Genomic DNA, 25208 nt, shown 5'->3' on the forward strand with positions numbered 1-25208 from the left:
AAGATGATTGATAAAATCAACGTTTCAAACTTGCCGGATTTTAACCCAGCCGAACACCTAAAAAACAAGGAAGACATTGCAGCTTATCTAGAAACCGCATTTGAAGAAGATGACCCCGCTGCACTGGTCTCTGCGCTCGGTGTTGTGGCTCGTGCCACAGGGATGACAGAGATTGCCAATAAATCTGGATTAACACGCGAAGCGCTCTACCGATCTCTGCGTTCAGGTGCCTCGCCCCGTTTTGATACCGTGGCGCGCGTACTCAAAGCATTGGATCTGAACCTCAGCGTGACCTCTGGAGCATAAAAACGGTTGTAAGAAAAATTAATCCTTACCCTTTGCGGGCGAATCTTTTTTCACCTCGGGTGGTCGCTCCTTTGGCTCTTCATAACTCGGTGGATTATCAGGATCATTGCCCAACGCATTCACATCCTGATCTTGATACTCTTCCTCTAAGTCTTCCATATTGGCCTCTGCATCGGCGGCCTCTTGGTCGAACTCAGATTCAGGCTCTTTGCGGCTTTCAATCCCATCAGGAACCTGCTCTGAGTCGCCATCCTTTTCATCGGTTTCATCAGATTCGATCTGATCCAACTCCGACTCCATCTGCTCGTCGGTCAGCGGTTCGTATTCAAGAATCTCAAAATCCGCTTGGCTGTTGTCCGGCGAACGGGGTGGCAAGCCCCAATCTTCACTCGCTTCACTGCTGCTCACCGAACCAGCGGCTACTGCGGTGGCAACGGTGCTGCCTACCACCGCAGTGGCATCAGAACCCTCTGGATCTGGCTCCGACTCCTCAGCTTTGCGCTTGACCCACAGACGGGAGAAGAGCAAACCGATCTCAAACAACAACCACATCGGCAACGCCAACAAGGTTTGCGAGATCACATCAGGCGGGGTTAAAAACATCCCCAAGACAAATGCCCCGACGATAATAAAGGGGCGCTTTTCCGCCAGTTTATCCGGCGTGGTCATGCCCACCACCACCAACAAAATGGTCGCAATTGGCACTTCGAAGGCCATGCCAAAGGCAAAAAAGATCGTGATAATAAAATCGAGGTATTTGCCGATGTCGGTCATCATCGCCACCCCTTCGGGGGTGACACTGGCAAAAAAGGAGAAAATCAGTGGGAAAACCACATAATAAGCAAAGGCCACCCCCAGATAAAACAGCAAGGTGCTGGAAATCAGCAGCGGCCTGACCAGACGTTTCTCTTTCAGGTAAAGACCCGGGGCAATAAACGACCACATCTGATACAAAATCACCGGCACCGAAAGAAAAACGGCCAGCATCAAAGTCATCTTAAACGGCACCAAAAACGGCGAGGCCACCTCGGTGGCAATCATGCTGTTGTTGTCCGGCAGATGCGCCATCAATGGTCCTGCCAACCAAGTATAAATTTCACCGTTGAAAGGGAACAGACAGAGAAACAGCACGATGATCGACAGCACCATGCGCAGCAAACGATCGCGCAACTCAAACAGATGGGTTAAAAACCCTTGCTCTTTTTCGATCTCAACGTCGCTCTTATTTGGATCTAACGGCGCTGCACTCATACTTTTTTATCCGCTGTTTTGCTCTGCTCAGATTCCAAGGTGTCCAGAGAGTCCTGTGCTTTTTGCACCCCCTCATTGACCTCTTTTTGCACGTTACTCATGATGCCTTTCAGCTCCTGAATCTGTGACTCTTGATCTCCGAGCATCTTCTTTAGATTCTCTGTCTCCAGCTCACGATTAACATCGTCTTTGACGTTGCTGACAAAACGCTGCATTTTGCCCACCCACAGACCCACCGTGCGTGCCACAGCGGGCAAACGTTCAGGACCGATCACCAATAAAGCAATCACACCAATCAGGGAGATTTCCCAAAAACCAATATCAAACATAAATTAACTTTTGGGTTGTTCTTTTTTCTCAGGTTCCGCACTGGCGCTGCGCTCAGCTGTCGCGTCAGTGGCGGCTTTATCCGCCAGCTTTTTCGCCTCATCGCTGTTGCCGTCGCTCATGGCGCTTTTAAAGCCCTTCACTGCCGAGCCTAAATCACCGCCGATATTACGCAAGCGTTTGGCACCAAACAGCACCAACACAATCGCCAGAATAATCACCAACTGCCAAATACTAATACCCATCGTCTCTCTCCACTTATTTTAATTTGCGGGACGCTTTCTCTTCCAGCCCAGAAAGGCCAAAACGGCGCTGCAACTCGTTCAATACATCATCCGGTCCCAAACCTTGATCCGCAAGCATCACCAAGGTATGGAACCATAAATCTGCGGTCTCGTAGACCAAGGCGTTTTTATCCTCGCCCTTGGCGGCAATAATCGTCTCTACCGCCTCTTCTCCCACCTTTTTCAAAATGGTATCCAGACCCTTGGCGTACAAGCTGGCCACATAAGAACTGCTGGCATCCGCCGATTTACGCTGCTCTAGCTCCTTGGCCAACTGCGTTAACACATCACTCATTTGTAGATCTCTTTGGGGTCTTTCAAAACCGGCTCTACTGCCGTCCATTGACCCCCTTGCAAGCGTTTAAAAAAACAGTGCTGACGACCGGTGTGACAAGAGATGCCGCCCCGCTGTTCAATTTGCAGCAGCAACACATCGTTATCACAATCAAGACGCATCTCTTGAATCAACTGTGTGTGCCCCGACTCTTCGCCCTTGTGCCAGAGCTTCGAGCGCGAACGCGACCAGTAGACCGCTTCCCCCTTTGCATGGCTCAAGCGTAACGCTTCGTGGTTCATCCACGCCACCATCAGCACTTGGCCACTGCTGGCCTCTTGGGCAATCACTGGCAACAGACCGTTGGCATCCCACTTAATTTCATCCAACCAATTCATGACGTTTCTCTATCCTGTGGGCGAAAAATATTTCGCCGCTACATTCGCCTCTACGCAAAAGACAACAACAAAGCATGACCCTACTGATTGCGCGCTAGCTTAGCACAGGCATTAAAGACGCACCTCGATACCCCGTTTGGCCATGTGCTGTTTTGCTTCACCGATGCTGTACTCTCCAAAATGAAAAATACTCGCTGCCAACACCGCATCAGCACCGCCCTGCAACACCCCTTCACAAAGGTGATCCAAGTTACCCACACCACCAGAAGCGATCACCGGCACCGAAACCGCATCACATATAGCACGGGTCAGCTCCAGATTAAAACCGATTTTGGTGCCGTCTCGATCCATGCTGGTGAGCAAAATCTCCCCCGCACCGTAAGCCGCCATCTTTTTTGCCCACGCCACCGCATCCAAGCCGGTGGTTTTACGCCCACCGTGAGTAAAAATTTCCCAGCGTTTTGGCTCGCCTTCGCCGCTGACTTGTTTGGCATCAATGGCCACCACAATGCACTGTGAACCGACTTTATCCGCCGCTTCACGCACAAACTCAGGCCGAAACACCGCCGCCGAATTAATCGCTATTTTATCCGCTCCGGCGATCAACATCGTGCGTACGTCCTCCACCGTGCGAATGCCGCCGCCAACGGTGAGCGGGATAAACACCTCCGAAGCGATGGCCTCCACCACATGCACCATCGTATCGCGCTCGTGGGCGGTGGCGGTGATGTCGAGAAAAGTAATCTCATCAGCACCTTCGCGGTCGTAACGCTGTGCGATCTCCACCGGATCACCGGCATCACGAATCTCGACGAACTTGACCCCTTTCACCACTCGGCCATTGTCCACATCGAGACAGGGAATAATGCGTTTTGCCAGCCCCATCTCAGCCTCCGACCAACTCGTCTGTCAAGGCTTGCGCCTGTGCCAGATCAATGCTGCCTTCGTAAATAGCACGGCCAATAATCGCGCCCATAATGCCCGACTCACGCACCTCGATCAGGCCCCGAATGTCGTCCATATTGCTCACCCCACCGGAGGCGATGACAGGGATGTCCATCGCTTCCGCCAACTGCTGAGTCGCGTCACGGTTGACCCCCTGCATCATGCCGTCACGGCTGATGTCGGTGTAAACAATGGCTGAAACGCCATCTCCCTCAAAACGTTTTGCCAGCTCGATGGCATCCACATCAGAGGCCTCAGCCCAGCCTTCCAGCGCCACCTTGCCGTCGTTGGCATCCAGACCCACAATGATGTGACCGGCAAAACGTTTGCAAGCTTCGGTGACAAAACTCGGATCACGCACCGCCTGGGTGCCGATGATGGCGTAGCTGACCCCCGCATCCAAATAAGCGGCTATGCTGTCGGCGTTGCGAATCCCACCACCCACCTGAATCGGCAGCTCAGGGTATTTTTTCGCAATTGCGCCAATCACCCCTGCATTAACCGGCTTACCGGCAAACGCCCCGTCCAGATCCACCAGATGCAGACGACGCGCACCCGCATCCACCCAGCGACTGGCCATCGCCACGGGATCATCACCAAAGACCGTATCGTCGTCCATACGGCCTTGACGCAGGCGCACACATTGGCCATTTTTTAAATCAATTGCGGGGATTAACAGCATCTGAACATCTCTCTAAAATCAAAGATTGTATTAAAAAACCATTAGGAATGGTTTAACAACGTAACCGTAGGGGCAGACCTATGTGTCTGCCCACCCAAACCGAAACATCAAACCGACCAGCGGGCAAAATTGTGCAACAACTGCAAACCGTCGTGGGCGCTCTTTTCAGGATGAAACTGACAGGAAAAGACGTTCTCACGGGCAAGGGCGGTCGCAAAACGCTCACCATAAACACTGCTGCCCACCCGCAAACTCAGGTCATCTGGCTCAACAAAGTAACTGTGAACAAAATAGAAACGCGCCTCATCTTCAATGCCCTGCCACAACGGATGGGGCTGCTGCTGAGTGACGCGGTTCCAGCCCATGTGAGGGATTTTCAGCCGTTCATTGGAATCTGTATCGCGCAACTCTTGACCAAAAAAGCGCACCTTGCCTGAAAACAGATCAAGGCAATCAACGCCACCGTTCTCTTCGCTGTGCGAGAGCAGCACTTGCAGACCCATGCAGATGCCCAAAAAAGGCTTCTCAGCCGCCGCCTCCATCACCGCCTCGATCACCTTGTGCTGCGCCAACTGCGCCATGCAATCTTTAGCCGCACCTTGGCCGGGAAACACCACCCGCGAGGCAGCGCGAATTTTTGCTGGATCATCGGTGACAATGACCTTGTCACCCTTGGCCACCACATGTTCCATCGCTTTGGAGACCGAGCGCAAATTGCCCATGCCGTAATCAATCACCGCAATTGTTGTCATGAGTCGATCCTACAAGCTGCCTTTGGTGGAGGGCATGATGCCTGCCATGCGCGGGTCATGTGCAATCGCCATGCGCAGCGCCCGACCGAAGGCTTTAAAGATGGTTTCGATTATGTGGTGGGTATTGCGCCCGTGCAGGTTGTCGATGTGCAAGCTCACATTGGCGTGATTGACAAAACCTTGGAAAAACTCAAACACCAGATCCGTGTCAAAACTACCCACCATTGAGCGCGGCATTTCAGCGCGCATCTCAATGCCAGGCCGACCGGAGAAGTCGATCACCACCCGTGACAACGCTTCATCCAAAGGCACATAGGCATGACCGTAACGGACGATGCCTTTTTTATCACCCAGTGCAGCGCTGAAGGCCTGCCCCAAAGTGATGCCGATGTCTTCTACGGTGTGGTGATCGTCAATTTCATGGTCGCCGTTGGCAACAATATTGAGGTCGATCAGGCCATGACGGCCAATCTGATCCAGCATGTGATCCAAAAAAGGCACACCGGTTTCGAAGTGGGTTTGACCTGTGCCATCAAGGTTAATGGCAACTGTGATTTGGGTCTCCAAAGTGTCTCGGGAGACGTTGGCGGTACGCGCAGACATCGGCTCTATCTCATTTCCACAAAAGTGTGGCAAGGATACACAACTTGAGCAAGGCAGACTAGGGTGGGACTACAATGCTTAGATGACAGATGTACTATGCCACTACACACCTGAGTCTCAACGAGGAATAGTGCAGTCCAAAGCAGCACCATAAGGGCTGATAATTCCTGGTGGCTCAACACCGATGGTGTTGTAGTCAAGCACCAAACCAGGCAGAGTAAAATCAACGCTCTCGACACTTTCACTGCCTGCCACCAGCGCCCGTGCTTTGAGGCGTACCGTCACCCAACGTGCGTGGGACTTGGGATACACCACAGAGAAATAACCAAAACCATTGGCATCGGTCAATAATGCACCTGCATTCACCGTCGGTAACATAGCTGGGTCCTGAGCGATGGTAGCCGAATTAGACGGCTCTAAGGCACCACTGCAATTGCGATCCTCACCCGAGCGATAATCTTCCAAGATCAAATCCAACAGACCATCCCCATCCAGATCCTCACCGGCATCCAAAATACCGTTGTTATTCAAATCCTCGGGGAAATCCAAGATACCATTACCATTCAAATCTTCATTTGGATCTAATTGAGCATTGCAGTTACTGGCCAGATCATTATCCAACACACCGTTCTGGTTCAAATCTTCGGATAAACACTCCACACTGCGAACAATCACCCAACTGTCCGGCTTACCATCCGAGAGGGTGTCCACCCCCTCGTGCCGCCCCTTAAAATAAGCCAAGGGCTGCACACTCAGCTCCACCCGCACGCCACTGACGGGCGCACCTTGAGCGTTGCTCACTTGCACCACGTAGGATTTCTGGTTCTGCACCACATTGACTTGGGACGCTTCCTTACCGGTACCGAGTACCATGCGCAGTGCTTTTTGGCCGACGGTTAAATTCACCGTACTGCTGATTTGAACACCGACGTTATTGGCCACCGTAGCGGAGAGGATGGTGCTATTGTGACCACCAACACCGGCGGTGTAGACCGTACCCGCCATACCTGAGCTGTTGCTGAGAGCCGAACCGACGGACAAACTGCCTCCAGAAACATCGGATAAAATGGCAAACACCACAGTCTGGTTTTTAACCAAATTGCCCTGCGCATCGCGCACGATGGCACTGATGTTACTGGTCTCACCACCACCCAAGGTGGTTGGCGACGCTTGCAAAGTCAATGAGGCCGGGTTGGTAGCCACAAATTCAATCGTACGTTGAGCAATGGAGCCGTTGGCCGCTTTGGCGGTCATCACCGCAGCACCCGCATTGCTAGAGTGGATCACATTGTCCACCAGCCCAAAACTATTCGTCGTCGCAGTCTGAGTGGCGAGACCGTTTAAAAACAGCCCCCTCGTGGTATTCAACTGCACCGTCTGCCCCACCACTGGCTGGCCATTTTGCAACCACTGCACCGAGACCAATTTTCCAACGTTACCAATGGAAATCTCAGCCGCATTCAGTGGGGTTTGAAAATGAAAGCGATCCGGTCTGACGGTTAAATTAAAACTCGCCGTGACCGTGCCTGCCAAAGCAGAGGCGGTAATCACATCATCCAAACCCACACTGTCGATGACTGTGGCCTGCGTCTGACCGCTGCTGTTGGTCAGAGGCGGCTGAACAACCACGTTGCCACGTGCCGAACTGACCACCACCGCTGCCCCAACAATGGGATCACCGTTGCCATCCAAGAGGCTAAAAGAGAGATCCGCGCTGGATTCAACGGTCACCGCACTCGGTCCGTCCACGCTCACGCTGCTGCCCACCACCTCAATCGTAATCGAGTCACTGGCACCAGCCACAACCGCTGTGACCGTAATGCTGCGATTGCTCACATCCGCCCCTGGCAACAACTCCGCCACCGCCATGCCCAGACCGTCAGTCACTCCCTGAGTGACAGCAAGATCCCCTGAAGTGGCACTGAAGGTTACCGTCTCTCCCTGCACTAACTGATTACCCACATCTTTAATGCGCACGCTCAAGATCACCTTGCCCGCATTGCCAGAAGAGAGCTGACGGCTGTCCGCTTGCAGGGTAACGCTCAAAACAGCGCCTGGGGTGGTAATCGTCGGTGTACCAGAACCGGGCTCAGTAACCGTCGAACCAGCACCATTGTTTAGCGTCGAAGTTGACTCTTCACGAGTCCCACAGGCAACCAATAGGCTCAAGAGAAGAGCAAGAGAAAGAAGACGCGGCAGGAGTTTCATGGCGCAAGCCTTTTTGTATTCGTAATCAGAGATCGCATAAATCTGAACAGACTACCGTAGTGCCACAACAATGTGGCGAGTAAAAGCATGACGGGTACGATCAAACCGACAAGCGCTAACGCAGACGCGGCCAACCAAAATGAGTTACGAAACCAACGCCTATTGAATCGTAACGATCTTCAACCGTATTCTGCAAATACCGGCTGATTTCTAAGGTCAACGCCGTATCACGGTTGCCAAACAGCTCAATGCCCACCCCGTAAGCAGGAGAGGTTTCATTGCCTTTCTTTATCGCCGTGGTGGTTGCCACATCCGATTCAAAATAACTGCCACCGGCCAACAGGTACAAATTAACCCGATCATAAGGCAGATCAAGACGTAAAAAGAGCGAGGCATAACGGCTGTTAGGTGACTTCAATAACACCCCCGTATTATCAGAACCCCAACCCACATGACCTTCAACGGCAAGATAATCAGCAAAATGATAACCCAAACGCAGGTTCAAGTTAGACATCGCCACCGTCCCCAAGGTCGTGCCCGCCAACTCACTGCTGCCGACATTAAAACCAATGTAGGACGGAGAACGCGGCACTTCGGCGACCCAGCCCGCCTCAGAGAACGCTGAAACCGCCAACAACAGAGGTAAAATAGAACCCGCTACTCTCCGTGATATTACCTTGCAGACCATACTCAGACTCTCCTCAAACAGACGTTATAAATCGACGTTACGCACCTTAATCAACAACTCCACCCCTTGCAGAACCACACCCGACAAGGTTGGCAAACCCTTGATGTCAATGCCAGCAGCATCAATATCAAGCAATTCGCCGGAATCGAGATTAAACAGATGATGATGTGGCTTGGGATTGCTGTCATAAAAGGTGCGCCCCGAATCCACCAGCACTTCACGCAGCAAACCCTTACGCACAAACAAACCCAAGGTATTGTAAACCGTCGCTTTGGAAACCGGACACCCCGCTTCATTCACACCCAGACGCACCGCCTCTGCCACCAAATGCTGAGAGCGCTGAAACATAAACTCGGCAATCGCCACTCGCTGCTGAGTCGGCAAAATCTGCCGAGCCTGCAACAGGTGATGCACGTCGTCTCTGCTCAAGGGATAGTTGTAATCTGTTTCCATAAGATCTGAGAGTATAAACCTAGCGCAGCAAAATTGATAAAAACGTTAAATCACCGACCATCTCCTGCAATCCAAGAAAAAACTGCTAATCTCAATAGGTATGGCCAGACCTTTACGACTCGAAATTACCGGTGGACTCTACCACATCAGCTCTTACGGAAAGGCTGGAGATGCCGTCTTCAAAGACGATCATGACCGGCAACAGTTCCTGCACATCTTAGGCGATGTCTGTCAGCGCATGGGCTGGAAGTGCCACGCTTACAGCCTGCTGAATCAGGGCTATCAACTGCTGATCGAAACCCCAAAAGCCAATCTCTGCAAAGGCATGCGCCAGCTCAATGGCGTCTTCACCCAAAATTTTAATCAGCGCCGCCAGCAGAGCGGCGCTCTTTTTCAAGGACGCTACAAAGCGATTATCGCCGAAAAAAAATCGTATCTGTTGCGTCTAAACCACCACATTGTGCGCGCCCCGCAGCAAGCCGGTCTGTGCCGTTCCGCGCTGCAATGGCGCTGGAGCAGCTACCAAGCAACCTTTGGTGCTGTTGCCGCCCCCGCTTGGCTGGACGTTGTAAGCTGCCTGCACTCCTTTGGCAAACAGAACAAAAAAGCGCGTGATGCCTACCGACACTACATTCGCAGCCCACAAGACAGCGATGCCCTCTGGACTGAAGTGCAACAACAGATCTACCTTGGCAGCCCCACGTTTATCAAACGACTACAGAAAAAAATGGCGCAGCACCAAACAACGCCGCAGCACTCCTCCATGAGGCCAATCACATCACAAGATCAAAACGGTCTTGCCCACTACCAAAAACGCTACAAAAACCGCAACCAAGCCATTGCTGCCGCCTATCTGTCAGGCAAATACACGCTGCAAAGCATCGGCCATTTTTTTGATCTGCACTACACCACCGTCAGCCGCATCGTCAAACAGCACGAACAAACCTGACCAGACACAACTCACTCCAGTGTGGCAGTTAACTCGTCAATGGAACGCGCACAACGAATCTTCATATCAAACTCCACATCGGCAGGAAACTCCTGAGAAATGACAAAGATCTGTGACAGTTCGCGGCTGATGTTCGGCAGCACCTTCAATGAACTGCGCATTCTCTGCTCATCAAAAAAGGCAAAGGGTTCATCCAAAAAGAGAAATTGACCACCCTCAATGGCGGTATTGGCCAGCTCTTGTGAGAGTGCCAACCGTAAGGCCAACATAATTTGCCGTTGAGTGCCGCTGGAGACCTCATCCAAGACCATAAAATCGCGCTTTTCATTAGAGAACACACGCACATTTAGATCTGCATCCACCTCTAAATGTTGATAACGACCATCGGTTAAAGAAGGCAAACTCTCCCCAGCCATCGAACGCACATCCCGATTAAAACGCACCGCAATGTGACGACACGAGCCTTCCAATAAGGCCAACGCCGTTTCACGTACCTGAATGCGCATCTCAACTTCCGCCTGTTTCTCCTCGAAAGCCTGTCGCATACCTTGCAACTCCAGCTCGCGCCGACAACGCCCCTTCTCAACCTCAATAGAGGACGCCAACTCCGAGCCTTGCTGCTGATTGCACTCCATCGACTCATCGGATGCCACCAACAACGCCGCACTGCACTCCTGCACCACCGACAAACTGTTTTCCGCTTCTGCCAACGCCTGCGTTACACGCGCCCTCTCCGCCGCCTTCTCATCGTCTTCACCTTGCAACTCATGCAGGGCTTGGAAGCTCTGCTGAAATTTTTCCACCCCCTGCTCCTGCTCTTGCATCAAAGCGCGCAGATTTCGTTTTGCCACACCGCTGCGGCTCAGGAAAAAAAAGCCGCTCAACAGCAGCAGCAACCCCGCCGTCAAACCCCAACCCACCCACGACGCTTGCCAACCATCAACATTTTCCAGCAACCACAGCGACACTTGCTGTGCAGGCCTGCTCTCTGCCTGCTCGGTCAACAAAAACCAACCACCCAGAAAAACCGACATCAAGATAAAACTCAGCGCGACAAACCAGCGTGAACGACTCCGTTGTCCACGACACACCTGCTTACGCACGCTCAACTCGGGAATCATAAAGGCATAACCTTTGACATCCTCTTGCAACCGTTCTGCCGCACGCCGCTGCTCCTTCAGTGCGCCGCTCAGCTCATGTTGCTGCTGTTGCAAACGCGCCAACAGACCCTCCTCCAACGCCAGCTCCGCCAGCTGTTGGCTCAGCTCATCACAACGTCCCGTGGCCGTATCCAGACTCTCCTGCTCCGTGGGCAGAGCCACTTCAATGCTCTGCGCCACCTCTTCCAAAGCAGCAATACCCGCCATGGTTTTCACCGCATGGCTGTGAGGGTGTGGCGTGGTGATTTCGCGCTGCGCCAAATAAAAGGACTCGATAAACTCCTCGTACCGAAAACCAATCAAATTACCCAACAACGCCTCACAAGCGGAAATGCCTCGCGCCAAGGGCACATCCTCATGCCCCTCTTCATTGACCTTCACCCCCTGATTATTGTCGTCGTCCAGATAGCGGGTCACTTGATAACGTTTACTGTCACCGACACTGAAGGTCACCGTCACCTGACAGCGGGACTCACCCCAACGCAGTGCTTTGGAAATGTTCTCTGGCGAAAGAGAAAAGGTACGCCCAAACAGAGCAAAACAGATCACCTCACCGGTGGTGCTTTTACCCGCCTCATTTTGCCCACTGATGGAGATCAGACCCTTTTCGGGTAGGTCTTCCAGCACCAATTTTTTATATTTGAGTAAATTCTCTGCATAAACCGCATGAATGATCATTTAAGCGCCTCCACACCCAGTTTACGCAGCACCAGCTCCACTGCCTGTCGATAGACCTCTTCATCAAAATCCGTCTCTGCATTGCGACGATATTCCAGCTCTGCCTGACAATATTCAGCAAACACCTTCGCCGACCCCTTCATCTTGGAACCATCCCATGTTTTATCATTTGATGACATGCTTTCCACCCATCCACCGTTGTCCAAAAAAAGATCATTTATCGCTCACACCATGCGCCATTCTAGGCTAAAAACACCTAAAAAAATCAGCCTTTCAACCATTGAGCCGCTTGTTTAGCAAAATAAGTCAAAATACCATCGGCACCGGCGCGTTTCATTGACAACAGAGACTCCAACACCACCGCCCGTTCTTCTAGCCAACCGTTCTGGCTGGCGGCTTTTAACATCGCGTATTCGCCACTGACCTGATACACATAGGTCGGCGCTTTAAACTCATCTTTAATCCGCCGCACGATGTCCAGATAGGGCATCCCTGGTTTGATCATCACCATATCCGCCCCCTCGGCCAGATCTTGCCCCACCTCCCACAGTGCCTCATCGCTGTTGGCCGGATCCATCTGATAACTCTTTTTATCCCCCCCCGCCAAATTGGCCGCTGACCCCACCGCATCCCGAAACGGACCGTAAAAGCTGGAGGCGTATTTAGCCGAATAAGCCAAAATGCGCGTATGCACATAACCCGCCTGCTCCAGTGCGCTGCGAATGGCACCGATGCGACCGTCCATCATGTCCGACGGAGCCACCACATCGGCTCCCGCTTCGGCGTGAGAGAGCGCCTGTTTCACCAACACCTCAATGGTCTCGTCGTTCAGCACATAACCGCTCGCATCAATCAGACCGTCCTGCCCGTGGGAGGTAAAGGGATCCAGCGCCACATCGGTGATCACGCCCAGCTCAGGAAAGGCCTCTTTAACCGCCCGCACCGCCCGCTGTGCCAAACCCTCAGGGTTATACGCCTCCTCAGCACCCTCAGATTTGGCGCTCAAAGGGGTAACAGGAAAAATCGCCAGCGCCGGAATGCCCAGCTCCACCAACTCCGCCGCCTCTTTGAGCAGCTCATCAATAGAAACCCGCTCCACACCTGGCATCGACGGCACCGCCTCGCGCTTGCCCTCACCCTCCAAAACAAACAGCGGATAAATAAAGTCATCGGCTGAGAGACGATGTTCGGCCATCAGACGGCGAGAAAAATCATCTCGACGCATCCGGCGTTTACGCACAGAGGGATAAGAGGCAGAGGCAACAAAACGAGAGTGGGACACGGCAGACTCCTCAGAGAATAAAAGAACATTAGGCATAACGTTGGCGCAGTTTAGCAGCCTCGTTAAAAAATGGACAAACCCAAACAATACTGGAAAGATAAGCCTCTTTTTCGGATCGCAGAAACCCCATGAAAACCAGCACAGACCACTACCAAGTTGTCGGCAATCCCATTGCCCACAGCCTCTCACCGCAGATTCATCAGCAGTTCGCCGCGCAAACTCAGCAGGCGCTGCACTACGACAAACAGTTAGTGGAGCTGGAGGATTTTGCGGCGGCGATGGATGCGTTTATTCAGCACGGTGGCAAAGGGGTCAATATCACCGTGCCTTTTAAACAAGACGCTTGGCAGTATGCCGATCAGCGCAGCAAGCGCGCCGAACGCGCTGGAGCGTTGAACACCCTAAAGATCAACGCCGATGGCAGCACCTTTGGCGACAACACCGACGGTTTGGGGCTGGTGCGGGATCTGACGCAAAACCAGCACATTGCTCTCAAAGGGCAGCGGATTTTACTTTTGGGGGCAGGCGGTGCGGTGCGTGGTGTCTTGCAACCCTTGTTAGAACAACAACCGGCCTTGCTGCACATCGCCAATCGCACCGCCTCTAAAGCCGAGGCCTTGGCGCTGGACTTTGCCGATCTGGGCAAGCTGAACGGCAGTGGTTTTGCGGAGCTGGAAAATTTGGAACCGTTCGATCTGATCATCAACGGCACCGCCGCCAGCCTCAGCGGTGAACTGCCGCCGCTGCCCGAACGCATTTTAATCACCAAGGGCAGCGCCTACGACATGATGTACAGCCAAACCCCCACCGCCTTTGTGCAGTGGGCATGGCAACACGGTGCTGCAAAAGCAGTGGACGGTTTGGGCATGTTGGTGGAACAAGCAGCAGAAGCGTTTTTGCTTTGGCGTGGCGTGCGACCGAACAGTTTGGCGGTGATGAAGACCTTGCGCCCTGAAGGTTGAGCCAAACCAAGCAGCAATCCGTAGCAATGTAATGGCGCAATGCCGTACCGTTATTGCGCCCTACACAAAGTTCACCCACCCGTAGGGTGCAATAACCAACGGGCATTGCACCTGAATATTTCCAGACAGAACTCTCCAAAACTTACCGTATAATACCCACCAACCTAAACGAAGGAAAGTTCTATGTGCGGCATTTGTGGTGAGTTTCGCTTTGATGGCTCCAGCCCCGATCTGGCCATCACCCAGCGGATGATGCAACGTCTGGAAAAACGCGGCCCCGATCACGGCGGCAGTTTCAGCGATGGCCCTGTCGCGCTCGGGCATCGGCGGCTCTCCATCATCGACCTCAGCGTCAACGCGCATCAACCGATGATCGACCGCCAACACGCACTGGCGCTGGTCTTCAATGGCACGATCTACAACTTCCCGCAACTGCGCGCCGAATTGCAGCAAAAAGGCCATCACTTCAACAGCAGCGGCGACAGCGAAGTGATTCTCAAAGCCTACGCCGAATGGGGTGAACACTGCGTCGAACGTTTCAGCGGCATGTTCGCCTTCGCCCTCTGGGACATGAACGCCAAAAGCCTCTTTCTGGCGCGGGATCGGTTTGGCATCAAACCGCTCTACTACAGCTTGGATAATAAACGCCTGCGGTTCGCCTCCTCCGTACAAGCCCTGCTGGAAGGCGGTGACATCGACACCGAAATCAACCCCATCGGCCTGCACAATCAGTTCACCTTGCACGGCGTGATCCCTGCCCCCAACACCCTGCTCAATGGAGTGCAGAAATTCAAACCCGCCCATCAGATGCGGGTCAAACTCGACGGTCGCAGCGCAGAGAAACGCTACTGGCAACTTGATCTTCACCCCACCGACAGCCCAAAAAGCGAAGGAGAATGGATCGAAGCGATTCACGCCAGCCTGCGCAGCGCAGTGAAAAAACGCCTCGACATCGCCGATGTGCCCGTCGGTGTGCTGCTCTCTGGGGGTCTCGACTCCAGCCTGTTGGTGGGGCTGCTGGCGGAAGCGGGGGTCAGTGACCTAAAAACCTTCACCGTCGGCTTTGATGATCAGCCGGAAGAGAAAGGCAATGAGTTTGAATTTTCCGATCCGGTGGCAGAAAAATTCGGCACCGAACACCACAAATTCCATGTGCCCAATAAACAGCTGATCGAACGACTGCCGGAAGCGGTGGATGCCATGAACGAACCGATGTTCGGCCAAGATGCCATCGCCTTCTACCTGCTTTCGGAACAGGTCTCCAAAAAGGTCAAAGTGGTGCAAAGTGGTCAAGGTGCCGATGAGGTCTTCGCCGGTTATTTTTGGTACCCCGAAATGGCCAAGGCCAGCGGCAGCGATTTAGAGCGTTTTGCCCCACATTATTTTGACCGCGACCATGCCGAATGGCTGACAAGCGTACAGAAAAAATACCACTGTGACGATGCCACCTCGCCGCTGATCGCCAAGCTGCTGGCCGATCTTCCTGGGGATGACTACCTCAACCGCGTCTTAGCAATGGACACCAGCACCCTGATTGTCGATGATCCGGTCAAGCGGGTGGACAACATGACCATGGCCTGGGGTCTGGAAGCGCGAGTGCCGTTTCTGGATCACGAATTGGTGCAGTTGGCCACCCAGATGCCCAGCGCAATGAAATTGCAGAGCGGTGGCAAACATGTGCTGAAAAAAATCGCCCGAGGCCTGCTGCCCGATTCCGTTATCGACCGTCGTAAAGGTTACTTCCCCGTTCCGGCACTGAAATACGTGCGTGGTGAAGTTTACGATTTTGTCCGCGACATTCTCACCTCCACACGCTGCCAGCAGCGGGCGCTGTTTGAACCCAAATACATTGCCAAACTGCTGGCCAACCCCGAGCGTTACCTTACCCGTCTGCAAGGCAGCAAACTCTGGCATATGGCACTGCTGGAGCTGTGGTTGCAACGTAATGTAGATCGAGTGGCTTGATTTTTTCAATAGCACCCCTATATTGTCACCTAACTGGCTCACTTCTAAAGTAAGCTCTCTCTCCCAGCCCATTTGATAAGGTAAACATTATGGACGTATTAGATCGCATCCGCGAACAAGTCGAAAGCAACCCCGTACTGATCTACATGAAAGGCACCCCACAAATGCCCATGTGTGGTTTCTCCAGCCGTGCTGCTGAAGCGCTGAAAAACTGTGGTGTGGAGTTTGGTTATGTAAACCTTCTCGCCGATCCAGAGATTTTCCAGAACCTGCCTCGTTACGCTGATTGGCCTACATTCCCTCAGGTCTACATCAAAGGCGAACTGATCGGCGGCTGCGACATCACCTTAGAGATGTTTGAATCCGGTGATCTGAAAACAATGGCTCAAGAAGCCGTGGATGCTGCTAAAGCCAAATCGTAAGATTGGCGCGCTATTTTATAGCGACACAGCGAACGATAAAACCGTAGAGACAAGGCATACCTTGTCTCTACTAAATCGGTAAAAAAAAGGCGAATTTAGCCCCACCCTCGGGGCGATTTTCTGCCCATAACCGCCCGCCGTGACGCTCCACCAAACTGCGGCTGATGGACAAACCCATGCCCATGCCTTCCTTTTTGGTACTAAAAAAAGCGTCAAACAGCGACTCTTCATCCACCTCTGGCAAACCCTGACCCACATCCAACACCTGCACCTCAACCCCCCCCTTAACGGCCTGTGTCGAAACCTCCAGACGACCGCCCCCCCACCGCTGAAATCGCTTCCATTGCGTTGCGCAACAGATTGATCATCACCTGTTCCAATTGCAACCGATCCCCCGTCACCACGGGCAAATTTTTCGCCAACGAGCTGATTACCTCCACCTTGTGCATGGTGCGATCCACCTCCAGCAACGACAGGCTTTCACGCAACACCTCATGCAGATCCACCGCTTCATTGCCGGAAGTGCTGCCTTTTCTGGCGAACTGGCGTACCTGCTTGACGATATTCGAAGCGCGCTCCGCCTGTTGGCAGACCTGATCCAAGGCCGCCAAAATCTCCTCCATCGAACACTCATCCCGCTGCAAGCGACGCTCACAGCCTTTGACGTAGTTGATGATCGCCGCCAAAGGCTGATTGATCTCATGCGCCAACCCTGAGGTCAGCTCCCCCAGCAAGCTCAAGCGCGAAACGTGCTCCAACTGCGCTTGACGCTGCCACGCCAAGGCCGCATTTTTTTTGCCTTGAGTGCGATCGTAAATCAGCGAGAGAAAATGGGTCACTTGATTCTGCGCGTCTCGCAACGGCAACAGATGGCTCTCCAAACAAAGCGATTCAGCCGACAGGCTCAGTGCGTCCAGCTCCAGCAATTTTGCCTCGCCACTCAAGGCACCCACCAGACACGCTTCATAAAGAGGATGACAGTGTGGCAAGAGAAACTCTTTGAGGCGTTTGCCCACCAACTGACTGGCGTGATCCGCCTGCATGATCGACAACATAGAAGGGTTGGTGTTAAGAATGCGCCCTTCCAGATCACAGAGATTTACCCCATTAGGTAAATTTTCAACAATGGTCTGAAACGAATCAGGAATTGAGTTCATATCACGCCTCATTTTTGCCCTGCAACGCCAAACTGCATTTAACCAATTGCGGTAGAGAGTCCACCGCCATCTTCTCCATCACCTTGGAACGGTGTGCCTCAACGGTTTTGTGACTCAAACCCAACTGCGCAGCGATTTCACGGTTGGTTTGACCCTCCACGACCTTTTCCATCACTTGACGTTCACGGGGAGAAAGCTGCTCAAAATGAGCTTGCAAATCCTCCAACCGCTCACGCACCTTCAATTGCTCTTCTGACAAAAGAATGGCCGCCTGCAACAGCTCCAATAACGGCTGATCGTTAAACGGTTTTTGGACAAAATCCAGCGCCCCCGCCTTCATCGCCCGCACCGCCATCGGCACATCACCGTGGCCGCTGATCATAATCACCGGCAGTTGAAATGCACCTTGTTGCAGTCGCTCCAGCAGCGCCAAACCGTTCATATCTCGCAGGCGTACATCCAGCAACAAACAGCCCAGAGAGAGCACCTTACCAAGGCGTTGATGTTGCAAAAAAGTGTGAGCGGAAGCGTAGGTTTTGACCTGCAAACCCACCGACTCAATCAACCACTTCAATGAATCACGAATGGCCGCATCGTCATCCACCACATGCACCACCGCCACACTCATCAGCCCACTTCCACCAAGGGTAATTTTTGCTCGTGCAACGACTCCCAACGATTGATGATTTTGCAAAACAGTTCAGCGGTTTTTTCAGTGTCGTACACCGCACTGTGCGCTTCGTCGTTATCCCACTCGATGTCGGCGGCTTTAATCGCCCGCGACAGCACCGTCTGACCGTAAGCCAAACCGGCCAGAGAAACCGTATCAAAGGTACTAAAAGGGTGAAACGGGTTGCGCTTAATGCCGGTGCGTTCAATCGCAGCATTGATAAAACTAAGATCAAAGGCGGCGTTGTGGCCAACCAAAATTGCCCGAGTGCAGCCCGTCTCTTTCAGCTCTTTGCGAATCGGCTTAAAAAGATAGCCCATCGCATCTTGCTCACCGCGAGCGGCGCGCAGAGGGTGGTAAGGATCAATGCCGTTCACCTCCAAGGACTTCTCTTCCATATTCGCCCCTTCAAAAGGTTTGATGTGGGTGGAGGTGGTCTCCGCAGGATAAAGGTTGCCTGCGTCATCCAGACGCACAATCGTCACCGCCACTTCTAACAGAGCATCGGTTTTGGCGTTAAAACCGCCGGTTTCCACATCCACGACCACCGGCAGGTAGCTGCGAAAGCGGTTTGACATGGGGGTTTTCTGACCCGGTTTGTACATAAAATTGCTCGACTTTGCCTAAATTAGGGAAAATTGGCGAGGACTCGCCAATGAATGGCTCACTGTAAAACAATCGGGGGGGAATATCTATCGTTGCAAAACCTGAAACAGAGCCTGAAAAAAGAAGCTGAATTGACTTATTCGAGCGTTAACCTATTATGTACTGAGTTTCAGTACATAATATAGGTGTAGACAGTGGATACAATCAGTGTCAATAAATTTAGAAATAACTTGAAAACCTGTGTAGAACAGGTCGCTTCAGAGCACATTCCGCTAAAAGTCACACGTAGAAATGGGGCTGATTTTATCGTTTTAAGTGCAGAGGATTGGCAGCGTGAACAGGAAACCTTATCTGTTTTACAAAACAATGACTTAATGCAGCAGATTGCGGCTTCAGTGACGACACACTCAAAAGGCAAAGGCTATAAACCAAGCTCAGGGGAGTTGGATGAGATCACTGCTATTTGAAGGCAATACTTGGTCTGCCTACGAAGAGCTTAGGCTAAAGGATAAAAAGCTACACAAGGTGCTGTGCCGTTTATTGAAAGAGATGCTCCGTGACGATCCATCCACAGGAACGGGCAAACCCGAGCCATTAAAACACGGCCTTGCTGGTTTGTGGTCTCGCCGTATCAGCCAGAGAGACCGTGTGATTTATAAATACGATGAAAAGTGTATTTATATTTTTGCTATTGGTGGACATTATGATCAGCTTTAATTGTTTTTAATCGGTGCTGCCTACTGAATTTGTTGGTTAAACCCCACCCTACCCCTGCAAACGCCACGACAAAGACGTTCCAGCAGCCAAGGGCAAGACACTTTTCCCCACCCCAAAATCAAACCGTTCAGGGATCGGATTAGGCTCTTTACGCAGCGTGATCTGATCTTTATTGCGCGGCAGACGATAAAAATCCGCGCCGTAAAAGCTGGCGAACCCTTCCAATTTATCCAGCGCCTGCACCGACTCAAAGGCTTCAGCGTAAAACTCAATCGCCGCATGAGCAGAGTAGATCCCTGCACAGCCGCACGCAGACTCCTTATCGCCCACCGCGTGAGGGGCGCTGTCGGTGCCTAAGAAAAATTTCGGGCTGCCGCTGGTGGCGGCGTTTAACAGCGCCAAACGGTGTTTCTCCCGTTTGATCACCGGCAAGCAGTAAAAATGCGGCTTAATCCCACCCACCAACATGGCGTTACGGTTGTAAAGCAAGTGGTGTGGGGTGATGGTGGCGGCCAGATTGGCCGACCCCGCTTGCACACACTCCGCCGCCTCTTGGGTGGTGATGTGTTCAAAGATCACCCGCAACTCCGGCAGATCCGCCAGCAACGGCAACAGCACTTGGTCAATAAAGACCCGCTCACGATCAAACACATCCACCTCATGAGCCACCACCTCGCCGTGCAACAGCAGTGGAATGCCGTGTTTTTGCATCCGCTCCAAGGTGGCATAACAGCCGCGCAAGTTCGTCACACCGGCATCGGAGTTGGTGGTCGCACCCGCTGGATAGAGTTTGACCGCTTTCAGCCAACCGCTCGCAGCGGCACGATCAATTTCAGCAGGCGACAAGGTATCGGTCAGATAGAGGGTCATCAACGGTTCCAGCGTCAAACCTTCGGGCAACGCGGTCAAAATACGCTCTCGATATTCCGAGGCCAACGCCACCGTGGTCACGGGTGGGCGCAGATTGGGCATGATCACCGCACGGCCAAAACGTTCAGCGGTGTGTCCCACCACCGCCTGCATCGCTTCACCGTCACGCAGGTGCAGATGCCAATCATCAGGACGGGTTAAGGTTAATGTCTGCATAAAAAAAATCCTTTGTTGTAGGTTGGGGTGATAACCCCAACAAAAAACACTCCGATATAAAACAGACCAATTGGGAATTATTTGTTGGGGTGCATTTTTGGGAATTATTTGTTGGGGTTCGTACCTCACCCCAACCTACGCGAAATTAAAATCACAACCCCAACACCCGCCACCAGCGCTGCTGCTGCTCTGGTTTCATTAACAGGCGATCAAACGTCTGTCGCAAGGCTTTTTTATCCACCGGTTGCAGACGCAACGCTTCGGGGTCGCTGGGCAAACTTTCATCCATAAACAAACCCGTCAGCTTGCGAGACAGCCGCACCTGATCTTCGTGCTCCATCAGCAACTCTTGCACATGGGCTGCGCCGCGAAACTGCATCTTATGCACTTTAGTGAGATTGGCGTAAATGCCGTCGATGTCTTTCCACTTGATCAACAGACGCACCGCCGTGGCTTGGCCGACATTGGGGATACCCGGAATGTTGTCCACCTTATCGCCCATCAACGCCAACATATCGGCAATCTGCTCCGGCTCCAAGCGATACTTTTTCTTCACCCCAGAACGGCTCAAACGCACCTTGCGCGCATAGTCCCACCACTCATCTTGCACCCCCACCAACTGGGTCAAATCTTTATCGGCAGTAAGAATGATCGAACGACACTCAGACCCACGCAAGCGCGTGGCCAAGGTGGCGATAAGGTCATCGGCTTCGTACTGATTGCTGGTAAAACTGACCATCCCCAACGCGGCAACCAACTCACGGCAAAGGCCAAATTGATAACGCAGCTCTTCGGGAACCGGAGAGCGATTGGCTTTGTAATCGGCAAACAGCGCCCGACGCACGCAGCGCGATTTTTTCTGATCAAACGCACAAACCAGATACTCGACGTACTCTTTTTCCAGCAGATCCAAGAGAAAATCAGCAAAGCCGTGCAGCGCATTCAGCGGTCGCCCTTCACTGTCTTGACGCGAATAGGGATAGCAATGCCAGCCGCGAAAAATATAGATGCTGGCATCAATCAGATACAGGGCTTTCAAATCAGACTTTCCTCGCCACACCCGAGGCACGCGCCGCTGCCGCCACCGCCGCCGGTACCGTTTTGATCAAACGGGGGTCGAAAGGCTTAGGGATAATGTACTCTTTACCCAGCACCATCGACTCGACCCCGTAGGCTTTCAACACCTCTTCCGGCACCGGCTGATGAGCAATCTCGGCAATGGCATGCGCCGCCGCTACCTTCATCTCCTCCGTGATGGCACTGGCGTGAACGTCCAGCGCGCCACGGAATAAGAAGGGAAAACAGAGCACGTTATTCACCTGATTGGGGTAATCGCTGCGCCCCGTGGCCATGATCAGATCATCCCGAGTGGCGTAGGCAATCGCCGGATCAATTTCAGGATCAGGATTGGAAAGGGCAAACACAATCGGTTTCGCCGCCATCGAAGCCAACATCTCAGCGGTGACCAGATTCGGCCCAGAAACACCGATAAAGACATCCGCTCCCACAAAAGCATCGGTCAAGGTGCGCGCTTCGGTGTCACGCACAAAAGGTTGTCGCCATTGATCAATGTCATCTCGACCGCTGTGCAACACGCCTTTGCGGTTCACCATCAGAATGTTTTCAATTTTGGCCCCCAAAGCAACGGCCATCTTCATCGAGGCCACCGCTGCCGCACCGGCACCGAGACAGACGATCTTTACCTCCTCGATCTTCTTGCCCTGAATCTGCAACGCATTCAACAAACCAGCGGAGATCACAATGGCGGTGCCGTGCTGATCGTCGTGAAAAACCGGAATATCCAAGCTCTTGATCAAGGCCTCTTCGATCTCAAAACAGCGCGGCGCGGCGATGTCTTCCAGATTGATGCCACCAAAGGTATCGGCGATGCGTTCTACGGTTTCGATAAAGGCTTTCGGTTCAGTGACATTGACCTCAATATCAAACACATCCACATCGGCAAAGCGTTTGAACAGCACCCCTTTGCCTTCCATCACCGGCTTGCCTGCCAGAGCACCCACATCACCCAAACCCAACACCGCCGTGCCATCGGTGATCACCGCCACCAAATTGCCTTTGGCGGTATAACGATAGGCGGCACTGGGATCAGCTGCAATCGCTCGCACCGGCACCGCCACCCCTGGGGTGTACGCCAAAGAGAGATCCTCTTGGGTTTCGGTAGGCTTGGTGATCTCGGTGGCGATTTTGCCTGGACGAGGAAATTCATGATACTCAAGGGATTGACGTTCGAGGTTCTCTTTCATGCTGATCTCCGACATAACATTAAGGGTGCTGAAACAAAAAAGGCACCCGAAGGTGCCTTTCTTTTATCACGGAAATGCGTTCCGTTAACCGTATCTGCGACGGAACTTGTCCACCTGTCCAGCGGTATCCATGATTTTCTGTTTACCGGTGTAGAAAGGGTGACACTGAGAACAGACCTCAACGCTCAACGCCTCTTTCGCAGAATAAGTTGATTTGGTTTCAAATTTGTTGCCGCAACTACAGGTCACAGCGATTGCTTCGTATTTGGGGTGAATCTCCGGCTTCATCGCAGGATTCCTTATAACTCAGTTGTGGACAAAAAAGGAGGTGGAGTTTACAGCTCAGCCCACCCTTCTGCAAGGGCTAAATAAAGAGGAATTCAGCCTGTGGATAACTTTGTGGACAACTTTCACTGCCGGTTCTTTAAGAGCGTAAATACACGGTAAAAAACAGGCTAAAAAAACAGGCTAAAAATAAAAAAACAGTTTTATTTCAATGAATTAGTGAATTAAAAAAAGCAATGTTTCAAGCTAAAAACCCACTGCAAGGAAAATAAAACACCAGAGCAGAGGCTGTGCGTAAAGCCGAGCATTCTCTTCTGTTATGATAGCCGCCACTGTTTATTGAAAGGTTTTTGTAATGTCCAGCACAGCTCCAAAGGTCGGTTTTGTCAGTCTCGGTTGCCCCAAAGCACTGGTGGATTCAGAACGCATCATCACTCAACTGCGCTCCGAGGGCTACGATCTGGTGCCCGATTACAGCGGTGCCGATCTGGTGGTGGTCAACACCTGCGGTTTTATCGACCCTGCGGTAGAAGAGTCCTTAGATGCCATCGGCGAGGCGCTGGAAGAGAACGGCAAAGTGATCGTCACTGGCTGTCTGGGCGAACGTGCCTCTGAAATCACCGACGTGCATCCCAGCGTCTTGGCCGTCACTGGCGCACACGCCTACAAAGAGGTCATGGATGCGGTACACACCCACCTGCCTGCCCCACACGACCCCTACAGCAGTTTGATTCCTCCGCAAGGGATCAAACTCACCCCCAAACACTACGCCTACCTGAAAATATCCGAAGGCTGCAACCACCGTTGCAGCTTCTGCATCATCCCCAGTATGCGCGGCGATCTTGAAAGCCGCGCCATCGGCGAGATCATGCAAGAGGCAGAAAACCTAGTCAAAGCCGGAGTCAAAGAGCTGCTCATCATCGCTCAAGACAGCAGCGCCTACGGTCTGGACATCAAATACCGCACCGGTTTTTGGAACGGCCAACCGATCAAATCGCGTTTTTACGAGCTGGCCAAGGCACTCGGTGAGCTGGGCATCTGGGTACGAATGCACTACGTCTACCCCTACCCGCATGTCGATAAAGTCATTCCACTGATGGCCGAGGGCAAAATTCTGCCCTATCTGGATGTGCCACTGCAACACGGCAGCCCGCGCATTCTCAAGGCAATGAAACGCCCCGCCGCCAGTGAAAAAGCCCTTGATCGAATTCAACGCTGGCGCGAAATTTGTCCTGACATCACCTTACGCAGCACCTTTATCACCGGCTTTCCTGGCGAGACCGAAAGCGAGTTTCAAGAACTGCTCGACTTTATCCAAGCGGCACAATTGGATCGGGTCGGCTGCTTCACCTACTCACCCGTTGAAGGCGCAAAAGCCAACGATCTGCCCGATCACGTCCCAGAAGAAGTCAAACAGGAGCGCCAACAACGTCTGATGGAACTGCAAGAGGGCATCAGCGGTGCGCGCATCGAACGCTTTGTCGGTCGCACCCTGCAGGTGCTGGTGGATCAGGTCGGTGACGGCGAAGCCATCGCACGCAGCCAAGGTGATGCACCCGAAGTCGATGGGGTTGTTTTTATCGAAGGCGGCGAACACCTGCCTGTCGGTGAATTTGCCCAAGTGGAGATCATCGGCACCGACATCCACGATCTGGTCGCACGTCCGGTTTAAATAATTAACGGATGTTACGCAGCAAAGAAGGCAAACAGTTTAGGACTGCGTAGGGCGGCACTAACCAAAGGGCAGTGCGCCGATAAAACCAAGCACCCCATCATGATTACAGTGATCTTGCTCGTCTCCGGGTCTTGCTCGTCTCCTGGGTCTTGCTCGTCT

General features: G+C 52.7%; 31 protein-coding genes. 8 read left to right on the forward strand and 23 right to left on the reverse strand.

Annotated elements, in window-relative coordinates:
- Positions 1-3 precede the first annotated feature (3 nt).
- Positions 4-306, forward strand: a complete 303-nt coding sequence (locus Q9O24_03680) for a putative addiction module antidote protein (protein MDQ7074251.1) — start codon at positions 4-6, stop codon at positions 304-306.
- An 18-nt stretch (positions 307-324) separates the two neighbouring features.
- Here Q9O24_03680 and tatC read toward each other — a convergent pair whose 3' ends face one another.
- From tatC to Q9O24_03740, 12 genes are all read right to left on the reverse strand, one after another.
- On the reverse strand, positions 325-1557 hold the full coding sequence (gene tatC / locus Q9O24_03685; GenBank protein ID MDQ7074252.1) for a twin-arginine translocase subunit TatC: 1233 nt from the start codon (positions 1555-1557) through the stop codon (positions 325-327).
- Positions 1554-1886, reverse strand: coding sequence for a Sec-independent protein translocase protein TatB (gene tatB, locus Q9O24_03690; protein ID MDQ7074253.1), 333 nt, complete (start codon positions 1884-1886; stop codon positions 1554-1556). The genes tatC and tatB overlap by 4 nt, the downstream gene beginning before the upstream one ends.
- A gap of 3 nt (positions 1887-1889) precedes the next feature.
- Positions 1890-2129: a Sec-independent protein translocase subunit TatA gene (locus Q9O24_03695; protein MDQ7074254.1), complete on the reverse strand. Its 240-nt coding sequence runs from the start codon at positions 2127-2129 to the stop codon at positions 1890-1892.
- Between the two features lie 13 nt (positions 2130-2142).
- Complete coding sequence (locus Q9O24_03700; GenBank protein ID MDQ7074255.1) at positions 2143-2463, reverse strand: phosphoribosyl-ATP diphosphatase; 321 nt, start codon at positions 2461-2463, stop codon at positions 2143-2145.
- Positions 2460-2840 (reverse strand): phosphoribosyl-AMP cyclohydrolase, encoded by a 381-nt coding sequence (gene hisI, locus Q9O24_03705; protein MDQ7074256.1) that lies wholly within the window; start codon positions 2838-2840, stop codon positions 2460-2462. Before hisI ends, Q9O24_03700 begins: the two co-directional genes overlap by 4 nt.
- Positions 2841-2951: 111 nt before the next feature.
- Positions 2952-3725: an imidazole glycerol phosphate synthase subunit HisF gene (gene hisF, locus Q9O24_03710; GenBank protein MDQ7074257.1), complete on the reverse strand. Its 774-nt coding sequence runs from the start codon at positions 3723-3725 to the stop codon at positions 2952-2954.
- Between the two features lies 1 nt (position 3726).
- On the reverse strand, positions 3727-4467 hold the full coding sequence (gene hisA / locus Q9O24_03715; protein ID MDQ7074258.1) for a 1-(5-phosphoribosyl)-5-[(5-phosphoribosylamino)methylideneamino]imidazole-4-carboxamide isomerase: 741 nt from the start codon (positions 4465-4467) through the stop codon (positions 3727-3729).
- 107 nt (positions 4468-4574) lie between these two features.
- On the reverse strand, positions 4575-5219 hold the full coding sequence (hisH, locus tag Q9O24_03720) for an imidazole glycerol phosphate synthase subunit HisH (GenBank protein MDQ7074259.1): 645 nt from the start codon (positions 5217-5219) through the stop codon (positions 4575-4577).
- A 9-nt stretch (positions 5220-5228) separates the two neighbouring features.
- Positions 5229-5822, reverse strand: a complete 594-nt coding sequence (hisB, locus tag Q9O24_03725) for an imidazoleglycerol-phosphate dehydratase HisB (protein MDQ7074260.1) — start codon at positions 5820-5822, stop codon at positions 5229-5231.
- Between the two features lie 117 nt (positions 5823-5939).
- Positions 5940-8030 (reverse strand): hypothetical protein, encoded by a 2091-nt coding sequence (locus Q9O24_03730; protein MDQ7074261.1) that lies wholly within the window; start codon positions 8028-8030, stop codon positions 5940-5942.
- A gap of 115 nt (positions 8031-8145) precedes the next feature.
- Positions 8146-8718 (reverse strand): porin family protein, encoded by a 573-nt coding sequence (locus Q9O24_03735; GenBank protein MDQ7074262.1) that lies wholly within the window; start codon positions 8716-8718, stop codon positions 8146-8148.
- Positions 8719-8742: 24 nt separating this feature from the next.
- Complete coding sequence (locus Q9O24_03740; GenBank protein MDQ7074263.1) at positions 8743-9171, reverse strand: transcriptional repressor; 429 nt, start codon at positions 9169-9171, stop codon at positions 8743-8745.
- Between the two features lie 100 nt (positions 9172-9271).
- Here Q9O24_03740 and Q9O24_03745 point away from each other — a divergent pair, with 100 nt between their 5' ends.
- Positions 9272-10120 carry a transposase gene (locus Q9O24_03745; protein MDQ7074264.1) on the forward strand — a complete coding sequence of 283 codons (849 nt, stop codon included), beginning with the start codon at positions 9272-9274 and terminating at the stop codon, positions 10118-10120.
- 11 nt (positions 10121-10131) lie between these two features.
- Here Q9O24_03745 and Q9O24_03750 read toward each other — a convergent pair whose 3' ends face one another.
- The 3 genes from Q9O24_03750 to hemB all read right to left on the reverse strand — a co-directional run bounded on the left by Q9O24_03750 (position 10132) and on the right by hemB (position 13240).
- Positions 10132-11958 carry an AAA family ATPase gene (locus Q9O24_03750; protein MDQ7074265.1) on the reverse strand — a complete coding sequence of 609 codons (1827 nt, stop codon included), beginning with the start codon at positions 11956-11958 and terminating at the stop codon, positions 10132-10134.
- Positions 11955-12137 carry a hypothetical protein gene (locus Q9O24_03755; protein MDQ7074266.1) on the reverse strand — a complete coding sequence of 61 codons (183 nt, stop codon included), beginning with the start codon at positions 12135-12137 and terminating at the stop codon, positions 11955-11957. Before Q9O24_03755 ends, Q9O24_03750 begins: the two co-directional genes overlap by 4 nt.
- A gap of 86 nt (positions 12138-12223) precedes the next feature.
- Positions 12224-13240, reverse strand: a complete 1017-nt coding sequence (gene hemB, locus Q9O24_03760) for a porphobilinogen synthase (GenBank protein ID MDQ7074267.1) — start codon at positions 13238-13240, stop codon at positions 12224-12226.
- A 128-nt stretch (positions 13241-13368) separates the two neighbouring features.
- Here hemB and aroE point away from each other — a divergent pair, with 128 nt between their 5' ends.
- The 3 genes from aroE to grxD all read left to right on the forward strand — a co-directional run bounded on the left by aroE (position 13369) and on the right by grxD (position 16589).
- Positions 13369-14202 (forward strand): shikimate dehydrogenase, encoded by an 834-nt coding sequence (gene aroE, locus Q9O24_03765; protein MDQ7074268.1) that lies wholly within the window; start codon positions 13369-13371, stop codon positions 14200-14202.
- A 183-nt stretch (positions 14203-14385) separates the two neighbouring features.
- Positions 14386-16167, forward strand: coding sequence for an N-acetylglutaminylglutamine amidotransferase (locus tag Q9O24_03770; protein ID MDQ7074269.1), 1782 nt, complete (start codon positions 14386-14388; stop codon positions 16165-16167).
- Positions 16168-16256: 89 nt separating this feature from the next.
- Positions 16257-16589, forward strand: coding sequence for a Grx4 family monothiol glutaredoxin (grxD, locus tag Q9O24_03775; protein MDQ7074270.1), 333 nt, complete (start codon positions 16257-16259; stop codon positions 16587-16589).
- 70 nt (positions 16590-16659) lie between these two features.
- Here the strand turns inward: grxD and Q9O24_03780 are convergent, their stop codons facing one another.
- Genes Q9O24_03780 through rnt form a run of 4 tightly spaced genes read right to left on the reverse strand, consistent with a single transcriptional unit; the run spans position 16660 to position 19021 of the window.
- Positions 16660-16860: an ATP-binding protein gene (locus Q9O24_03780; protein MDQ7074271.1), complete on the reverse strand. Its 201-nt coding sequence runs from the start codon at positions 16858-16860 to the stop codon at positions 16660-16662.
- A 13-nt stretch (positions 16861-16873) separates the two neighbouring features.
- Positions 16874-17746: a histidine kinase dimerization/phospho-acceptor domain-containing protein gene (locus Q9O24_03785; GenBank protein MDQ7074272.1), complete on the reverse strand. Its 873-nt coding sequence runs from the start codon at positions 17744-17746 to the stop codon at positions 16874-16876.
- A gap of 1 nt (position 17747) precedes the next feature.
- On the reverse strand, positions 17748-18374 hold the full coding sequence (locus tag Q9O24_03790) for a response regulator (GenBank protein MDQ7074273.1): 627 nt from the start codon (positions 18372-18374) through the stop codon (positions 17748-17750).
- Entirely contained in the window at positions 18374-19021 is a 648-nt protein-coding gene (rnt, locus tag Q9O24_03795; GenBank protein MDQ7074274.1) for a ribonuclease T, read from the reverse strand. The genes Q9O24_03790 and rnt overlap by 1 nt, the downstream gene beginning before the upstream one ends.
- A gap of 195 nt (positions 19022-19216) precedes the next feature.
- Here rnt and Q9O24_03800 point away from each other — a divergent pair, with 195 nt between their 5' ends.
- Both Q9O24_03800 and Q9O24_03805 read left to right on the forward strand, forming a co-directional pair.
- Positions 19217-19489, forward strand: a complete 273-nt coding sequence (locus Q9O24_03800) for a type II toxin-antitoxin system Phd/YefM family antitoxin (protein MDQ7074275.1) — start codon at positions 19217-19219, stop codon at positions 19487-19489.
- Positions 19470-19739 (forward strand): Txe/YoeB family addiction module toxin, encoded by a 270-nt coding sequence (locus tag Q9O24_03805; protein ID MDQ7074276.1) that lies wholly within the window; start codon positions 19470-19472, stop codon positions 19737-19739. The genes Q9O24_03800 and Q9O24_03805 overlap by 20 nt, the downstream gene beginning before the upstream one ends.
- Before the next feature lie 48 nt (positions 19740-19787).
- On the opposite strand, the gene pyrC is transcribed toward Q9O24_03805, so the two are convergent.
- From pyrC to rpmE, 4 genes are all read right to left on the reverse strand, one after another.
- Positions 19788-20825, reverse strand: coding sequence for a dihydroorotase (gene pyrC / locus Q9O24_03810; GenBank protein MDQ7074277.1), 1038 nt, complete (start codon positions 20823-20825; stop codon positions 19788-19790).
- 151 nt (positions 20826-20976) lie between these two features.
- A complete protein-coding gene (locus tag Q9O24_03815; protein ID MDQ7074278.1) occupies positions 20977-21864 on the reverse strand; it encodes a 5'-3' exonuclease H3TH domain-containing protein in 888 nt (295 codons plus the stop codon).
- A gap of 1 nt (position 21865) precedes the next feature.
- A complete protein-coding gene (locus tag Q9O24_03820) occupies positions 21866-23089 on the reverse strand; it encodes a malic enzyme-like NAD(P)-binding protein (protein MDQ7074279.1) in 1224 nt (407 codons plus the stop codon).
- 84 nt (positions 23090-23173) lie between these two features.
- The gene (gene rpmE / locus Q9O24_03825) at positions 23174-23377 is read right to left on the reverse strand and encodes a 50S ribosomal protein L31 (protein ID MDQ7074280.1); all 204 of its coding nucleotides are present in this window, start codon (positions 23375-23377) and stop codon (positions 23174-23176) included.
- Positions 23378-23729: 352 nt separating this feature from the next.
- Between rpmE and rimO the strand changes: the two genes are divergently transcribed.
- On the forward strand, positions 23730-25046 hold the full coding sequence (gene rimO, locus Q9O24_03830; protein ID MDQ7074281.1) for a 30S ribosomal protein S12 methylthiotransferase RimO: 1317 nt from the start codon (positions 23730-23732) through the stop codon (positions 25044-25046).
- The last annotated feature ends 162 nt before the right edge of the window (positions 25047-25208 follow it).

The organism is Gammaproteobacteria bacterium (assembly GCA_030949385.1).
Taxonomy (GTDB): Bacteria; Pseudomonadota; Gammaproteobacteria; order JAUZRS01; family JAUZRS01; genus JAUZRS01.